The organism is Candidatus Fermentibacter sp. (assembly GCA_030373045.1).
GTDB lineage: Bacteria > Fermentibacterota > Fermentibacteria > Fermentibacterales > Fermentibacteraceae > Fermentibacter.
On record JAUCPW010000004.1, the window covers coordinates 71,296 to 87,024 of the forward strand.

The window sequence follows — 15,729 nt, forward strand, 5'->3', positions numbered from 1 at the left end:
GGTCTGCCGGACGGAGAGCCGGTCGACTGCACGGCAGATGCCAGCCGGCGACGCCTCCCTGGATAGCGACGCTGCAGCGGCAGTGGTCGAGTCAGGACCGAAAGTCAAAAAGCGGGCTCGTTGCAGCGGTCTTGATGTCGACCGGATTGCCTTTCTGCCGCCGGGTTCGTATCGTGATCCAACATTCCCAGGAGGTGGTGGAGCATGACCGTGAACCGGACTCTTGGATATGTCATCCCGATCCTCGCCGCATTGCTCTCCGGATGCAACGACGATGACTATGGTTACGAAGACCGGACCGAGGTGTTCACCACCGTCCTGCCCCGCAATGTCCAGCAGCTCTTCGACAACGGATACATGACGAGCTTCGACGTCCTGCTCGTACCCTGCGCATCGTCCCCTGACCACTTCTACTTCGTCGAATCCCCGGAGATGCTCGACTCCGTGTTCCATCACATCTACTATCCGGATGAGTATTCCGGCCCGCCTCTGGATTCCCTGTTCCCCGAGGGCGGTTCGCTTCTCGTCCTCGACTTTTCTGCTCTCTGCGAGGATGAAGTCATGGACTACGGACTCAGCTTCTCCGGAGATACCGTAAGGGTGGCGGTCGATATCAGGAACCACGATGGGCTCGTCATGCCTGGAATCCAGGAGGTAGTCTTCCCCATCGGTGTCGTGCTCCAGGACTCAGTCCGCTGATCCCTTCGGACACACCGACCTGAATCGCCGTCCAGCAAGATGGGTTGTCCGCCCTGGACGCTGCGGAAGTGGGTCCGGCAGGTCGAGGATGACAGGCGATCCGGCGAAAATTTCTCGATCTGCTGCAATTTGCCTGTATTCCAGAGGCATTCTGACGCAGTCTCGAGTGGCCATGTTCACGGCTGCGGGGTTCCAGTTCAGGTACTCTCACAGGTTCGGCATGCATAGACGGTGATCGCGACTCCTGTGCATGCCTTTGACATGTCGGTATGTTCTTTCCGCCGGGAGTTCCGGGAGTCATGTCCAAAATGCGCATCAGCGCAGGACAGGAGGCTTGCCATGAGCCCGAGGAATTCATCATCGGCAGCACATGGGCATACACCATTACCTGATAGACGCGGCCGGGGGCGCAGCGACGGCCCTGCCGGCGCCTCGCCCAGCCTGATGCTCCTTCTTCTGCCTGCCTTGTTTCTCTGCGGAACCGCCCGTGCCGTTCCGACACACTTCTCCTCGCTGTCCGAGCCCTGCGGGCAGAGCGGCCTGCTCCCCGATTCGGCGAGCCTCCGCGCGATGCTCGAAATGGCCGAGTCCCTCGGCGAATCCGGGCTGCTGCACGGTGAAGGCTTCCCGCAGCTGCCCGGAGACACCGGGAATCCAGGCCGGGAGAAGGCCTGGACCCTGATGTTCTACGACGATGCCGACTTCTATGGAGCCTTCGACCCGTTCGACGACTTCTGCAGCGAGGCGGCCTCCTCCCCCTGTCTCGACGTGGTCATACTCCGTGATGTCGAGAACGGCCCCGCCGCTCTGTGGTACGTCGATCCCTCGCACGAACCGGTCATGCTACTGAAGCTCGGCGAACTCGACATGGGCGACGGGGCGACCCTCTCAGACTTCATACAGTGGGCAAAGCAGAACTATCCGGCCGACCGGTACATCATGACGATGTACGACCACGGCGGCGGCTGGTGGGGAGCGTGCATCGACGAGACGAGCGGCGGCGACCTGCTCTTCATGGAGGAGATCCACCAGGCCATCTCCGAAAGCGGAGGGCTCGACATCCTCTGCTTCACCGCACCCTGTCTGATGGGCGCTCTCGAGTCGGTGTACGAGCTGCGCGACTGTGTGGATGTCTACATCGGGAGCGAGAACGTCAGCGGCTATCAGTACTGGTTCGATACGATCGTCGATCTCTGTGAAGCGCTGAACAGCCCGGACCCCCTCTCCAACGAGGAGATCGCGTCGATCGTAGTCCAGGCCGTCCTGGACAACGCGCCTCCCGAGTACGAGTCGTTCATGACCATGAGCGCGACGGATCCATCATCCACGGAGGATCTCGTCGCCCACATCGACGAACTGGCCGTATACATGACCGCCCATATCGAGGAACTCGGTGCCGGTGTCCAGACTGTCCGCAACTCGACCTGGGAGATGGGCTCCATCTATTCCGGGGATCTCAACGAAGTCGATCTGATAGACTTTCTTGTGATGTACTACTCCGTGGAAACCGACCCGTTCGTCCTCGGCAAGATAGGAGAGATCCTCTCGGCCTTCTTCCCGGTCGTGACCTGCGAGGTGCACGGCTCGGGCCAGAGCAGGAGCCACGGGCTCTCGATCTCGTTCCCGGAGGACCGGTCGGTCTACCAGGACTATTACACCCTCCTCGATCTGGATTTCGCCGACGACACGTCCTGGGACGAGTTCCTGAACGCCTTCTACGACTTCCAGGAGACAGGCATCCAGGGGAGTGCCGGCCTTGACCGCATCAGGCTTTCCGTCAGCCCCAACCCGTTCACGTCCGTTGCATCCTTCGGGTTCTCGTGCCCGACCGCAGGATCGGTGACGATGAGGGTCCACGACTGTGCGGGCAGGGTTGTCGCGGTTCCGTTCGAAGGCAGCCTCGAGAGTGGTGGACACAGCCTCGTATGGGACGGCACGGGCGGAGACGGAGAACCTCTCCCCTCCGGCATCTATGTCTGCACTCTGGATTCCGGCGGACTGACAGCAGCGGCGGAGGTGCTCATCCTCCGTTGACGTTACGGGTTCTCAGGAGAGTGCATCGCATGCGGCACAGGAGTCGCCGAGGTTGCATATCCGCCTGCACGATGCTTTTGCGTCGTGGGGCCGGACCTTCCTGAATCCGAGGTAACGCAGCCAGGCCCGGTGTGGCGGAATGGGAGCAGCGCATCCGGACCGGGTCAGCTAGAGTTTCACCACCCTGACGGCCGCGATCTCCCCGTCGACCGCGCCCCGCACGAGGTAGGTGCCTGCCGGGACGACGGATCCCGACCCATCCCTGCCATCCCACAGAAACACCGACCCCTGGCGTTCAGTGAGATTCCGGACCAGCCTTCCGGTGAGGTCGAACACTTCCAGTTCGGACGGAATGGATGATCCGGCGCAGGTGACGGCGATCGTCGAGACGAACGGATTCGACGAGGGTCGGAGCAGCAGACCCCCCGATTCGGGACTGGAGCCTTCGATCCCCACCACGCTCGATCTCGGGACGTAGACGATGGTTGGATCAGCGCTTCCATCCTCGAGCCACGCCACGTAATACCCATCCTGAGCGCTGCACGCACCGAGGAACCCGGCACCGATATCGACAGGCTCCTCCGGTGACAGCAGATGGCACCAGTCATTCCACTGCCCGTCGAAGTACCTGCACCAGACATGATCTCCATCGTACCAGGCAAGGAGAGCCCCAGGATCACTTCGGACATCGCTCATGGCCGCGAACAGCGGAGGCTGCCCGTCCGGCCAGGGAGGCATGGCGAGGGTCGTGTCGGGAACCGGCGACGCAGTGGAGCAGATGAACGAATACTGATCCACTCCCTCGTAGTTCTTCCAGATGAATACGGCGCCGGCGGCGCAGCTACCGGCGCAGAAGGCTGTAGCATCAGTAGGACCGCCGTTCCAGAATTCATCCAGGGTGTAGCTGTCGAGTTCTCCGGAGCCGCTGGATCCGCCATATCCGGTCGTCTGAGCTTTGAAGACCGAACCAAAGGGGAGGTAGCTGAACTGAACCCAGCCGGAAACCCAGTAGGAGGAACTCGTCTGTACCGGGGGAATCAAGGGAGAACAATCAATCATCTGGATCGCTGCCGGTTCGCGGAAGACCATCTGCCCGGAGTCTTCGGTGTCCAGAATCGCAGCGCACTGCCAGATGTAGTTCTCGGTCAGGTTTTCACAGTCGGAAAGCGTGTAATTGGTTCTGACGGCGGCAAAGACAATGCAGTCGGTGTCCCCGTCGATGACGCTCTGGGCTTCGAGCTGGAAGACAACTGAATAAGGGTGATTCCTGGCAGGAGGACAGATGGATGCGGAAGGAACGTGTACCGAGCCGAGCGTGGCAAGCGTGGCAGGATCGAGCGAGTAGATCGTCGAGGAGTCATCTCCATAGTATTCAGATCTCGTAACGATCAGATTCCCGGGAACGCCGGGAGTGCTTTCCACTATGGTCAGGCTCGTAGAAGAGCAAGCATTTGGAATGTCCACCTCGGCACCGGAGGATGCACGAACCTCGAGTTCCCAGTCGGAAGTACGCCATGCAACCCAGTAGTCGAGGCCCGATGCCGTGATGTCCAGCGTCGGACAACTTGCACAGAGCACTACGCCGAGCAGGATAGCGGCCATCTCCCCACCCTCCGTTCGTTCGACGACAATAGGATGGGTATCGACCTGTGCTGCGTCAATGCAAATGTGTATGCAGCAATGCCCGGCCGTCGGATCTACAAGTACGAACCGTCGACATCATGAAGACACGGCGCCCCCAACCAGGATCAGGTAGGCCTGCCGCAATCCGGTGATCTGCGCGACGGAGCCGGGAGACGGGATGGGTACGGGCTTGCGGCAGGAATGCGGGTTCATCATCGAGATCCTATTGTTTCGTTATCGAGGCCTGCTGCTACTCCGGGAGGGTTGTCATGATGAGGACCGACCGGCTCGAACTCGGAGCTGTCGCGCTTGGCACCGCCTTGTCGCTTGCAGGCTGTGGCCAGGACGAAGGGCCTCTCTACGAGGAGCAAACCCTGGAGAAGTTGACGATCCTGCCCGGAACCGTACTCGGGGTAATCGACAACGGATATCTGACAGATCCTTACATCGAATACTGCGAGTATTCTCCTGAAGGCTGGTACTTCATCAGCACACCCAGTGCGATAGATACGGTCTTCCCGGGAGCACGATCCCTGCTCGAGTCATACTTCCCGGAAGGTGGCTCCCTTCTGTGCCTTGACCTCTTGCTAGAAAGCGAGGACCACCTGCTCGGATACTCCGTAGGGTTCGCCGGTGATACGGTACGGGTACTGGCCGAGATCAATCACTACGTAGGATCAGGACCGTATATTCCCGGATTCAACGAGTATTTCTTCCCCTTCGGAGTCATCCTGCAGTCCCCGGCCCGGCCGGAGCGATAGACCGGACCGCCTACCTCACCAGCACCAGGCGCGTGGTAGCCTCGAGATCGGCACTGGAGAGCCTCAGGAAGTACACCCCCTGGGCCAGGGCACTCCCGTTCCCGTCGAGGCCGTCCCAGTAGTGGGCCTGTGAGCCCATGGGCAGGGTTCCCAGCTCCTGCGTCCTCACGAGGTGCCCTGCGGCGTCGAAGATATCGAGTTTCAGAGGGGAAGGCCCGGTGCTCCGGAAGGAGAGCTCGATCCCGGATGCCTTGGGGTTGGGAGAAGCATGGAGCGCGCTCGATTCCATTTCCGGAAACGGTTCGATCCCTGTCGTGTCGGGTTCCCATCGGGCGACGTAATCGGCTGGATTGCCCCCGGCCTGGGTGAACCGTCCCCCCGCATACACGTCAGAGCCGTTCACGGCGATGGTACAGACACCATTATTGTCCACACCGTATCCCAGCGCTGACCAGCTGCTGCCGTCCCAGCGGGCGATGTGGTTGGCCAAGTTCCCTCCGGCCTGGTGGAACCCCCCTCCCACATAAACGTCCGAACCGCTCACGGCGATGGTACAGACACCATTATTGTCCACACCGTATCCCAGCGCTGACCAGCTGCTGCCGTCCCAACGGGCGATATAGTTGGCGGGATTCCCTCCGGCCTGCTGTAAATACCCCCCCACATACACTTCAGAGCTGTTCACTGAGATAGCCCAGACAACGCCATCCATGCCGCCCAGTCCAGACCACGAACTGCCATTCCAACTGGCCATTCCATCCACTACCGCCTCACCGGCCCGGCGGAAGTCTCCCCCCACATACAAAACGCCAGAATCGCTGTATTCGATGGCACGGACAACCGCATCCACACCGGTTCCCAGCGGGTACCAGGTGCCATCCAGGTCCTGCCCGACAGGAGGGAGAACTGGTGCGAGGGGTGAGGATTCCTCCTCTACGAATAACGGCTCTCCGTCAGGACCATATTCCATGCTGAATCACGTGGGATCGAAACTCCCAGAAGCCCCCTCCATGATTGCACCATCGGAGCAAAGCACGGTTCCCAGGGAGGGCATCGTCTCGGAAAACGCCATGGAGGAGATCAGCAGAAGAGCAGCTGAAAGATTCCACGCTCTCATGTAATCCTCCTTCGCTGAGACAGGGAGGTATTTGCATGTGCAATATACAGGAACACATGCAGGTCAATGAGCGGTCGAACACCACCGGAGATCGCGAGTTGTTTCCGCGTGGGAGTACACCGACTCTAGGGGGAAGTGGCTCGCTTCGCGAACAAGACTTGAGCTTTCCTGGCGCTCGAGGTTACGCCCGGGATATCGGCGGAGCTGGAAGCTCATGAGCAGGATGCGTTGCGGAAGGGATCGCGGATCAGAGGGAGGCCGACAAAGCCTCCAGGCTGTTCTTCAGTGCAGGCAGGCCTGCTTCGACGACCTGCCAGACCAGTTCGACATCGACACCGAGATAGTCGTGGACCAGGATGTTGCGAAGCCCCGTGATGCCCCGCCACTCTATCTCGGGGTGTCCAGAACGGATATCCTCGGGGACTCTGGAAACAGACTCGCACATGACCTGGAGATTCCGAATCACGGCATCCTGTATCAGCATGGACGACATGAACTCGTCCCTGCCGCTGCTCGTATAGATCAATATACGCTCGATGCAGTCCAACGCATGTCTGATGAACACTCCCGGATCCTTCAAAGGATGACCGCCTCCCGGAGAGCATGCGATCTGATCTCCGGATGCATGGAGTTCTCGGTCAGTACCTGCACCGGCCTTCCGAGCAGATCCTGAAGGTCGAGCAGAAAGGCGCCCAGGTCGAACAGTGTTCCTGTCCCATCGAGATCGGCGATGAGGTCGACGTCGCTATCGGGACCGGCGGAATCCCTGCTCATGGAACCGAACAGCCGCACCCGGCGGACATGATGCTTGCGAGCAAGATCGAGTATCCGAGAACGGTTTCTGACGATGAGCTGGTCCATCAGGCACTCCCCTTCTCAATATCAAGATAGCGCCGGAAGAAGAGGATTTCAAGTAAGGCGCCTGACGGATCGCAGGCCGGTGGCCGGAAACGAACGAGTTCACCGGATATGCATGTCTAGGTGGCAGTTATGTCGATGATAAGTGGCTCCCCGTATCGCTATCAAGGCGAACTTTCCGTGGGCCCGTCCTGAGGATCCCGATCAGCCTCGTTATCCGGCACCACGAACCCGGGATCAGGAAGACCTATCGCAACCCCATGATCTACGCGATCGAGCTTAGGGACAGGATGGCGGCCGAGGGCATCAGCCGTGCCGAGCTGGCCCGGAGGCTGGGGGTGTCGAGAACACGGGTGACCCAGTGGTTCGATCTGCTCGAGTTGCCGGAGCAAGTCATCAAGGACGCCCTGGCGACTGGCGATAACTGGAAGCACCGGCTGGTGACGGAGAGGAAACTGCGAGGATCGAGCAGATAACAGCGCCAGGGTTGCGCTATCTGATCAGAACGACCCTTGCGGTAGCAGATGAAGCCCCGGCCTGGAGCCGGCATAGGTAGACGCTGGAAGGAAGGTCGGATGCATAGAAGACTATTGCCTGAGGATCCGTGTCGAACTCCCCGTCGGCGAGTGTCTCGACGAGCCTGCCTGCTGCATCGAAGACCTGCAACTCGGCAATGCCGGGCTCGGGAAGCTGGAAGATCACCGCAGTCATTGACGAGAATGGATTCGGGAAGGACGCAAGAGTGGCATCTCCGACTGGAGGGGCTGGCTCCTCGGTTACGCCTACCCAGTAGAAGGCTCCCTGGCCACCGTACGCACCCATGTCGTTACGTACTGTTCCAAGGGCAGGCCAGAGAGCATAGCCGGGATTGGCCGGGTCCTCTGGATCGTAGTACGCCGGGGATGGATCTCCGGCATCGATGCAGGGAGACGTCTCCGTATCGAGGTGGTAGTCGCTCATGGGGCCGGCGAAGAACAGAGGATTGGCGTCTATGTTGCCTTCACCCCATACAAGCTGCCCTCCACCCCAGACGTCGATCGAATCCTGGCCTCCTCCGATATCGGACCAGGCGATATCCAAAGTACCTTCCTCTACTGTGGCCTCGTCGTAGAGGTTGCCCCAGAGGATGCAGTTGCGGACTGTGACATAGGTGTCGGAATCGTAGTACAGGTGGAACGCCCCGCCCCACAGGTCGACGATCGTGTTGTAGACGATGGTGTCATTGGTGAAGACAGGATGACCACCTCCGCTACATGTCACCCCGGCCCCACAAAATGACACGTTGCACGCAATGACGTTGTTGTGTATCTGAGCAGATCCGTAGTTGCAGAAGATGCCCCCTCCGAAGGCCGAGTAGGACCCACCGATAGCGTTGTTGTTCAGAATCAGGTTGTTCTCGATGACCGGAGACGGGCCTGACACGTAGATGCCAGCGCCGTAGATGGCTCCCGAGTTATCTATGATGACATTGCCTCTGACGATGGGTGAGCAGTTTTCTATGTAGACACCCCTGCCACCATCGGAGATTTCAAAACCCTCGAGGACTGCACTGGAGGTCTCTCCATTCATGATCTGCACATTTCCATAAGATGAATAGAGGGGACCCCGTCCGATCGAAGTGCAGCCAGGTCCCTGCTCACTAGTGACAACAATGCCCTTCCCAAGGAAATCGATGCCATGGTAGCTGCCCGGGCCTACGAGAACGGTATCGCCATCTACGGCGGAGTCGATCGCATCCTGTATCGATGGATACTCGGCCGGCACATGGAGAGTTGTTGCGATCGCAGCAGATGCGATCAGCAGGCAGGCAGCGGCAAACCTCACGGCAGCCTCCAAGCGGAGGCAGTTCATGCCATCCGCTTATCAAGGATGCCCACGTTACAGACCGGCGTCAATGTGAATGAACATCGGGTTTCATCGCAGTGCGCAGCATCGGCATAATCTGTTGGTTGACAGTGGATAGGACGTGGCTCCCCGGCGAGGACTTGAACCTCGAACCTAGTGGTTAACAGCCACCCGCTCTGCCGATTGAGCTACCGGGGAACCGTGAGGCCCGGCGAAGATAGGACCCGCCGGGCCTCCCGTCAACCAGAAGAACGCCGATTGGTCAGTCCAGCCGCACGATCCTGCAGCTCCCGGAGAGACCTCCCGCCAGGACCCTGACGATGTATGCGCCGTCCGGCACATCACGGCCCCCGGAATCCCTTCCGTCCCAGCAGCACGAGCCCCCTTCGGCCGTCGCGATTCGACGGACGAGCCTGCCGCTGGTGTCGTAGATCTCGAAGAGGGCGGGCGCCGGCACGCCCGATACCGACAGGAGCACCGGCCCGTCGAAGGGATTCTCCGATGGCGAGATGTGGATCACTCCATCGGGCGGGAGCTGTCCATCCCCGATCCCTTGCGGTAAGGGTACGGCCAGAGTGGCGACCGAGCCGGCGGCCAGCCTCACGGCATTCGTCCCGAACGGGAAGTAGGGCATGTAGTTGAGGAGGACGTCCTCGAAGGAGTGTATGTAGATGGATGTCTCCTTCTCGATGAGGAGGACGGCAGGGTATCCCAGCTCGGTGAACGACGAATGATCGGAAGAGCCGCACATGTAGGTCACCTTGAGCAACTCCATGTCAGGGACATAGTTCGAGGCGCAATCCACGACAGTCGCAGCAAGGCCGTTGCAGAAGCTCGAATCGGCGCCTATCAGCAGCGTGTCCTCCAGCCAGAGCGGGGAATAGAGAACCATGTCGAGATCGATGACACCCACGATCTGGTCCCCGGCCTGGAGGCATTGCTGCGCGTAGTACTCGCTGCCCTGATGCCCGAGCTCCTCGGCTCCGTAGAAGACGAACCTGATCGTCTTCTCGAAGCCCGTCTGGGACAGCACCCTGGCAACCTCGAGCACGGCAGCGCAGCCGCTTGCATCGTCATCCGCACCGGGGGCATAGGCGAGAGGGAGATCGGAGTCGCTGTCGAGATGTGCGCAGACGATCAGGATCTGCTCCGGATCGAACTGGCCCGGATACTCGCCTATCACGTTCCAGCAGGACAGGCGGGGATCCGAGTCCTGCAGCTGGAACTCCTGGAGATATGCGGCATAGCCATACGACTCCAGGACGGCCTCGACATGCTGGCAAGCCTCGAGGTACCCGGGCGCCTCGGAGAATCTGGTTCCGAAGTCCTCCAGATCCTGGACAGCGGCCTTGAACTGCTCCTCGTCGACCGCATCGACGAGTGCGGCAACGGCAGGATCCCATTCCAGGCCCTCGACCGCCGACGACAGCAGAGCGACGATCAGTGCAGGCAGTATGCGGTTCACAGTGTCACCAGCCTGCTGCTGAGGATGCTGCCGTCGGGGAGCGAGATCCGGAGCAGATAGATCCCCGGAGGTCCCGTCTCGATCGTCCTGGTCAGGACGGCCCCCTCGAACTGCACGGGCTCGGCGCTGACCACCCTGCCGCAGATGTCCAGGATCCTCACTTCCCCTGCCCCGATGCCCGGGGTATCGATGGATATCTGCCTGAAGCACCCGCGGGAGGGATTGGGGAAAGTACAGGAGGAGCCTTCGCCCTCCGGGCCGGACACACCCAGGGGATTTCATGTCAGATATCTCTTCCATCACCGGCTGGATCCCCGGTTGATCCGATGTCATGCAGAACCGGTACTGGACGTACCTGCATCCGTCCGGGACAGCTCCACCGATCTCCCCCGGCGCGATGAACGGCTCCGACCACGATCCCATCTCTTCGGGATCATTCGACGCACGCAGCTGGACCGCCAGGAAGGCACCCGAAGGGACCTCCGCGGTCCAGCTTACGCTGCCCCATTCCGCCTGGCACTGCGTATCGAGCACCCTCGAAGTCAGATAGCTCTCTTCGAGAGGCGACGGGCTCGCACAGGAACCGACGATCGCGAATTCCTGCGTCTCGGAAGTCGCCAGGAAGTCGGCAATGCCATCTCCGTCGATATCCGAGACATCCAGGCATGATGCCCCATAGAAGCCGGTGAGCAATTCCTGCGAGGTCCAGACCTGGCCAGTCCTCTCGAGCCAGAGGATCGTGCCCGTGGACATGCACGATACGAGCGCGTCGAAGAATGGATCGCCGTCTACATCCGAGATCCGCACGAAGGAAGGCATCGGAAGTGAAGTGCAGATCGCCGTCTCGCTCCACGACAGGCCCGATCCGTCGTTGTTCTCGAGGAGCAGGACGGACGCTCCGCCGGTCGCGGCCACGAGGATGTCCATGTCGCCGTCCCCGTCTACATCACCGGCATCGCAGCACCTGGGCGACTTGATCGGGAATGGGATCTCGTGCAGCTGCCATCCGGTTCCGGAACCGCCGACGTTGTCCCACCAGCAGATCCGGTCCTGGAGGTAATTGACGCATACCAAGTCGATCGAGCCGTCTCCATCGACATCCGAGGCACGGGGGTTCCTGAATCCGATAACGCCGACACAGACATCGACCGGGTTCCATGAACCGCCCTCCCCGTCGGTGTTGAGGCATGCCATCACCAGCCCGGGGGCGTAGTTGCAGGCCACCACGTCAGCGTCGCCGTCGGCGTCGATGTCGGCCGGCAGCACGCCGCTCAGTGAGGGGAAGAGGTCCGGAACGATGGTGCTCTTCTGCCAGTTCATTCCCGATCCGTCAGAGTTCCTGCTGAGCTCCAGTTCATCATCCAAGTTGCCGGTTACGAGGTCCGTGTCGCCATCGCCATCCATGTCGGCAAGACCCGACAGTCTGCTCTTCGCTCCGCACGTACTGCCGTACGAGAATCCCTCCGGGGAGGAGAGATTGCGGAACCACCGTACGGGAGCGTTTGTGCTCATGATGACGGCGTCGGGATACCCATTGCCATCGATGTCGGCCAGCCCTCCGGACGGGTGTGGCGATCCAGTGAAGTTGCTCGAGAGATATGTCACCGGAGAGATCCCCACCTCTCCCGGGGCCGAGATGAAGTTCATGCCGCATGCGCCGAGAAACGTGTTGGTCCAGCTCGTGACGGTGCTCGACTGCATGCCCCCGGACCAGTCGGTCTGCATTGCAGTGTCGGCGGAGACGGCCTGCGTGACCAGCAGAGCGATCACGTAAATCCTCAAGGGCACCTCCTCGTGGGAGTACCTGCATGCATAGAACAATACTCCCTGGATCGGGATGCGCCAATCGACATCCATGCGATGTGATCAGGAATGCAGGACACAAGCTGACACGATCCCGATCGGGCAGGGATGTGCCCTTTCCGGATGTTCGAGGATCGATGCCGGCGTACCGGCCGCCCCGGAATCCCCGGAGCAGGCGACTACAGGAAAGGGTACCGGCTCGTCATACCGAGGCCTGTTCTGCGCCCGCCAGCGGCAGTCGCACCGTCATCACGGAACCATGACCCTCTTCGCTCTCGGCGGAGATGGTTCCTCCGTGTCGCTCGACGATCTGGCGCACGAGAGACAGGCCCAGACCGAGCCCGCCGTCGGGATTCCGGCGCGCCTGCCTGCCCCGGTAGAGGAAGTCGAAGATGTGGGGCAGGTCATCGGCGGGTATCCCGATGCCGTCGTCGGCCACGGTAACGACGGCCATGCCGTCGGTCCCGGCGACAGTCAGATCGATCCTGCCGCCCTCCGATCCGTACTTGAAGGCGTTCATCACGAGATTTGTAACGACGCGCCTGAGGAAGCTAGGAGAGCCCATGACGGTCACGGGTTCGGACGGGATCGTACCCGTCAGGGTCCTGCCCTTCTGGGTGACGAGGGGTTCCCAGAGATGGATGATCCCGCTGCAGAGAGCAGCCAGGTCGATCTTCTCGGACTGCACCTCGTAGAGCTTCGATGCCAGCGTGCCCAGATCCAGGATGTCGTCCACGAGGGGAAGAAGCTCCTCCGCCCTCAGCCGTGCCTTCTGCACCATCTCCCGCGCGCGCACCGGCTCGGAGTCGAGATAGCTGTCGCTCACCGTGGACAGGAGCGCGATCATCGCCGAAAGAGGGCTCTTCAGCTCATGGCCGAGTATCCTGAGTATGTCGGCCGGGGACGGCTCGTCGCTCGACAGGAACTCGTCGAGCATGCCCCGCACCTCGGCGATCCCGGGCACCGAACCGCCGCAGCCCGCCTCGGCTTCTGCCAGCCTGTCCCGAGCCTGACCAAGGAGTTCCCATGGGTCGTCTCTCATCATAGCCTCCCGACCTTGCACAATGGACTCATGGAGCTATTATCGTCATCGGAGGAGCAGATGAGGATTCTCCTGATATCGACTTCCTTCCCCTCGCCCGATGCTGACGGCTCGGAAGCCGCCGGTTCGTTCGCCCTGGACTTCTCGACCTCCCTGTCCAGGAAGGCGGATGTTTCGGTGGTATGCCCTGCCCTGTCGCGGTCTCTGGAGAAAGGGCCGCCCGAAATACGGCGCTTCGCAGTGCCCCGGCTCCCGCTCGGCGACATCAAACCCTCTTCTCCGGCCTCCTGGCCGCGCATCGCCTCGGTTCTGTCGTCGGGTCAGAAGGCGGTCGATGCCGCAGTCGACGAATTCCAGCCGGACCACATCCTCGCACTCTGGGCACTCCCTTCGGGCTGGTGGGCAAGGAAGGCTGCCGGGCGCAGACGGATCGGATACAGCACCTGGTCGCTGGGCAGCGACATATGGTCACTCGGCCGCATCCCGTTCGTGAAGTCGGCCTTGAGATCAGTACTGGCCGGCTCGCAGTGCAGGTTCGCCGACGGGATCAGGCTTTGCTCCGATGTCGAGAAGATCTGCGGCAGGAAGTGCCTGTTCCTACCCAGCAGCAGAGATCTCGGCATCGATACCCCTCCCGCGAAGCGTTCCTCTCCGCCCTACAGGCTCGCATTCCTCGGTCGCTGGCACAGGAACAAGGGCATCGACATCCTCATGGAAGTGCTTGATATGCTTACCGATGCAGATTGGCAGATGATCGAGGAGGTTCGTCTCTTCGGTGGCGGCCCGCTGTGTGATCTGGTGAACTCAAGCGCAGCCGGATTGCAGAGAGCGGGCAGACCTGTCAGAACCGGGGGTTACATCGGGAGGGCGGAGGCAGCCGACCTTCTCTGCTGGGCTGACTTTATCCTCATACCTTCGCGGATAGAGAGCATCCCTGTGATCTTGTCGGATGCACTGCAGTCACGCACGCCGCTGATAGTGAGTACAGCCGGCGATCTCGCCGAGCTGGTCGGCTCATCCCTGCTGGGAGTGGCGGCACACGGTGTCCCATCGCCAGAATCGTTCATCACAGCTGTGCGAGAGGCGCTAGCTCTAGGTCCATCTACTTTCAGAGACGGGATCGAGAGGACTTCGGCATCGTTCGACCCCGACGGGGCATCGGCCATGTTTCTTGAGGAGATTGCTACTTCCGGGCGATGAAGAGGTGTCCGATCGTGCTCTCTGAATAGCTCCTGCCGAGTGACCGCTTCCTGGATGCAGTCCTGAAAAGTGACCTTATCGGGCTCGAAACGATTCCTGTAACAGGTCTGAGAGCCCTCAGCAGCCTCATGTCGAACCCCGTCATGAAACCGATCAGAACCAGTAGATAGTCGCCCCATGGAGCGCAATGCACATCACGGAACCGGGACAAGAGTGCCATGAGTCCTGTCGAGGTGTACCTGGAATGATCGGACGGGCTGCCGTGGAAAGGATAGAGAAAAGGGACATACCCGATGAAGGCGCCTTTCGCCGACAGAGCCCCATGGATTTCTCTCACGGCCGCATGTGGATCCTCCAGATGCTCCAGGACGGAGAAGCAGAGTATCGCATCGATCGAACCCGGCCTGAACGGCAGGAAATGGGCGTCGGCGACAATATCCGGATGCATGTCTGAACACCTGTCCAGCGATAGAACGTTCCTGCATGCGTTACCGCCGATATTACCGGCAAGCCCGGATCCGTCCCCTCCCCCGACGTCCACTGCGATCGGTGCCGAACCGACCAGCCGGGCTGCTTCGTTCAGCAACCTTCGGTAATCGTCCTGCCATCCGGCAACCATCCCGTCAGGCCCTTCGGAAAACGAACATGACGTTGCTGTATCTCCATCTCGAAGCGCCTGATGAGCGGCTGCTCCTCTCCAGTTCGCGGGCAGCCATGCCGGCCGCCAGCCGCCGCGGGACCAGGCCGAGCTGCATCAGATAGTCCGTGAGTCGCCGGGATACTCTCAGCGTGATCCTTTTCTGCAGACTGAGACCTTCCGCGGCAAAGATCCCCGAAACGACCTCCTCCGACACATAGTCTCCGTGTCCGGTTCTGATATTGTCCACGACAACGACATGCCCACCTGGCCGCATGTACCGGCCGATGCCCCTGATCGATTCGAGCTTCCCTACGAGGTGAAGAGGTCTCAGCAGGTTCTGGAGTACTGCGAGATCCGCCGAGCCGAACCTGACCGGGATGTCAGGCAGGGCAGCAGCGCAGTAGAGACCATCCCCCCTGGAGCTGGCGAACTTCAACAGGTCGAGATCGGGGTCGAAACCGACCGCCCGGTAACCGATGTTCTCGAAGATCTTCGACATCCTCCCCCAGCCGCACCCGATATCGATAGCCAAACCCCCGGAGCCACGTGGGATATGCCTCAGGTAGGCTAGCTCCTGCACCATTGTGATGTAGTCGGTCTTCACGCCGAACACGTCGAAGGGATCGGCAAGATTCAGCCCGT

General features: G+C 60.7%; 14 protein-coding genes and 1 tRNA gene. 5 read left to right on the top strand and 10 right to left on the bottom strand.

Annotation, left to right across the window (positions count from 1 at the left end):
* The first annotated feature begins 204 nt into the window (after positions 1-204).
* Complete coding sequence (locus QUS11_01525) at positions 205-699, top strand: hypothetical protein (protein MDM7991972.1); 495 nt, start codon at positions 205-207, stop codon at positions 697-699.
* 444 nt (positions 700-1,143) lie between these two features.
* Entirely contained in the window at positions 1,144-2,733 is a 1,590-nt protein-coding gene (locus QUS11_01530; protein ID MDM7991973.1) for a clostripain-related cysteine peptidase, read from the top strand.
* 168 nt (positions 2,734-2,901) lie between these two features.
* Here QUS11_01530 and QUS11_01535 read toward each other — a convergent pair whose 3' ends face one another.
* Positions 2,902-4,335 carry a T9SS type A sorting domain-containing protein gene (locus QUS11_01535; GenBank protein MDM7991974.1) on the bottom strand — a complete coding sequence of 478 codons (1,434 nt, stop codon included), beginning with the start codon at positions 4,333-4,335 and terminating at the stop codon, positions 2,902-2,904.
* Positions 4,336-4,625: 290 nt separating this feature from the next.
* Between QUS11_01535 and QUS11_01540 the strand changes: the two genes are divergently transcribed.
* The gene (locus tag QUS11_01540; GenBank protein ID MDM7991975.1) at positions 4,626-5,117 is read left to right on the top strand and encodes a lipoprotein; all 492 of its coding nucleotides are present in this window, start codon (positions 4,626-4,628) and stop codon (positions 5,115-5,117) included.
* Between the two features lie 10 nt (positions 5,118-5,127).
* On the opposite strand, the gene QUS11_01545 is transcribed toward QUS11_01540, so the two are convergent.
* The 3 genes from QUS11_01545 to QUS11_01555 form a co-directional block, all read right to left on the bottom strand.
* Entirely contained in the window at positions 5,128-5,607 is a 480-nt protein-coding gene (locus QUS11_01545; GenBank protein MDM7991976.1) for a FlgD immunoglobulin-like domain containing protein, read from the bottom strand.
* A gap of 874 nt (positions 5,608-6,481) precedes the next feature.
* Complete coding sequence (locus QUS11_01550; protein ID MDM7991977.1) at positions 6,482-6,799, bottom strand: DUF86 domain-containing protein; 318 nt, start codon at positions 6,797-6,799, stop codon at positions 6,482-6,484.
* 11 nt (positions 6,800-6,810) lie between these two features.
* Positions 6,811-7,095, bottom strand: coding sequence for a nucleotidyltransferase family protein (locus QUS11_01555; protein MDM7991978.1), 285 nt, complete (start codon positions 7,093-7,095; stop codon positions 6,811-6,813).
* Positions 7,096-7,352: 257 nt separating this feature from the next.
* Here QUS11_01555 and QUS11_01560 point away from each other — a divergent pair, with 257 nt between their 5' ends.
* On the top strand, positions 7,353-7,568 hold the full coding sequence (locus QUS11_01560; protein ID MDM7991979.1) for a helix-turn-helix transcriptional regulator: 216 nt from the start codon (positions 7,353-7,355) through the stop codon (positions 7,566-7,568).
* 16 nt (positions 7,569-7,584) lie between these two features.
* On the opposite strand, the gene QUS11_01565 is transcribed toward QUS11_01560, so the two are convergent.
* The 4 genes from QUS11_01565 to QUS11_01580 all read right to left on the bottom strand — a co-directional run bounded on the left by QUS11_01565 (position 7,585) and on the right by QUS11_01580 (position 13,247).
* Positions 7,585-8,928, bottom strand: a complete 1,344-nt coding sequence (locus tag QUS11_01565; GenBank protein MDM7991980.1) for a T9SS type A sorting domain-containing protein — start codon at positions 8,926-8,928, stop codon at positions 7,585-7,587.
* Positions 8,929-9,059: 131 nt separating this feature from the next.
* A tRNA-Asn gene (locus tag QUS11_01570) sits at positions 9,060-9,135 on the bottom strand.
* Between the two features lie 64 nt (positions 9,136-9,199).
* Positions 9,200-12,184 (bottom strand): M20/M25/M40 family metallo-hydrolase, encoded by a 2,985-nt coding sequence (locus tag QUS11_01575; GenBank protein MDM7991981.1) that lies wholly within the window; start codon positions 12,182-12,184, stop codon positions 9,200-9,202.
* 223 nt (positions 12,185-12,407) lie between these two features.
* On the bottom strand, positions 12,408-13,247 hold the full coding sequence (locus QUS11_01580) for a HAMP domain-containing sensor histidine kinase (protein ID MDM7991982.1): 840 nt from the start codon (positions 13,245-13,247) through the stop codon (positions 12,408-12,410).
* A gap of 60 nt (positions 13,248-13,307) precedes the next feature.
* Here QUS11_01580 and QUS11_01585 point away from each other — a divergent pair, with 60 nt between their 5' ends.
* Complete coding sequence (locus QUS11_01585) at positions 13,308-14,447, top strand: glycosyltransferase family 4 protein (protein MDM7991983.1); 1,140 nt, start codon at positions 13,308-13,310, stop codon at positions 14,445-14,447.
* On the opposite strand, the gene QUS11_01590 is transcribed toward QUS11_01585, so the two are convergent.
* A complete protein-coding gene (locus QUS11_01590; GenBank protein ID MDM7991984.1) occupies positions 14,431-15,066 on the bottom strand; it encodes a class I SAM-dependent methyltransferase in 636 nt (211 codons plus the stop codon). The two genes, QUS11_01585 and QUS11_01590, sit on opposite strands and share 17 nt — an antisense overlap.
* A 4-nt stretch (positions 15,067-15,070) precedes the next feature.
* Positions 15,071-15,700 (bottom strand): methyltransferase domain-containing protein, encoded by a 630-nt coding sequence (locus QUS11_01595; protein MDM7991985.1) that lies wholly within the window; start codon positions 15,698-15,700, stop codon positions 15,071-15,073.
* Positions 15,701-15,729: the final 29 nt, after the last annotated feature.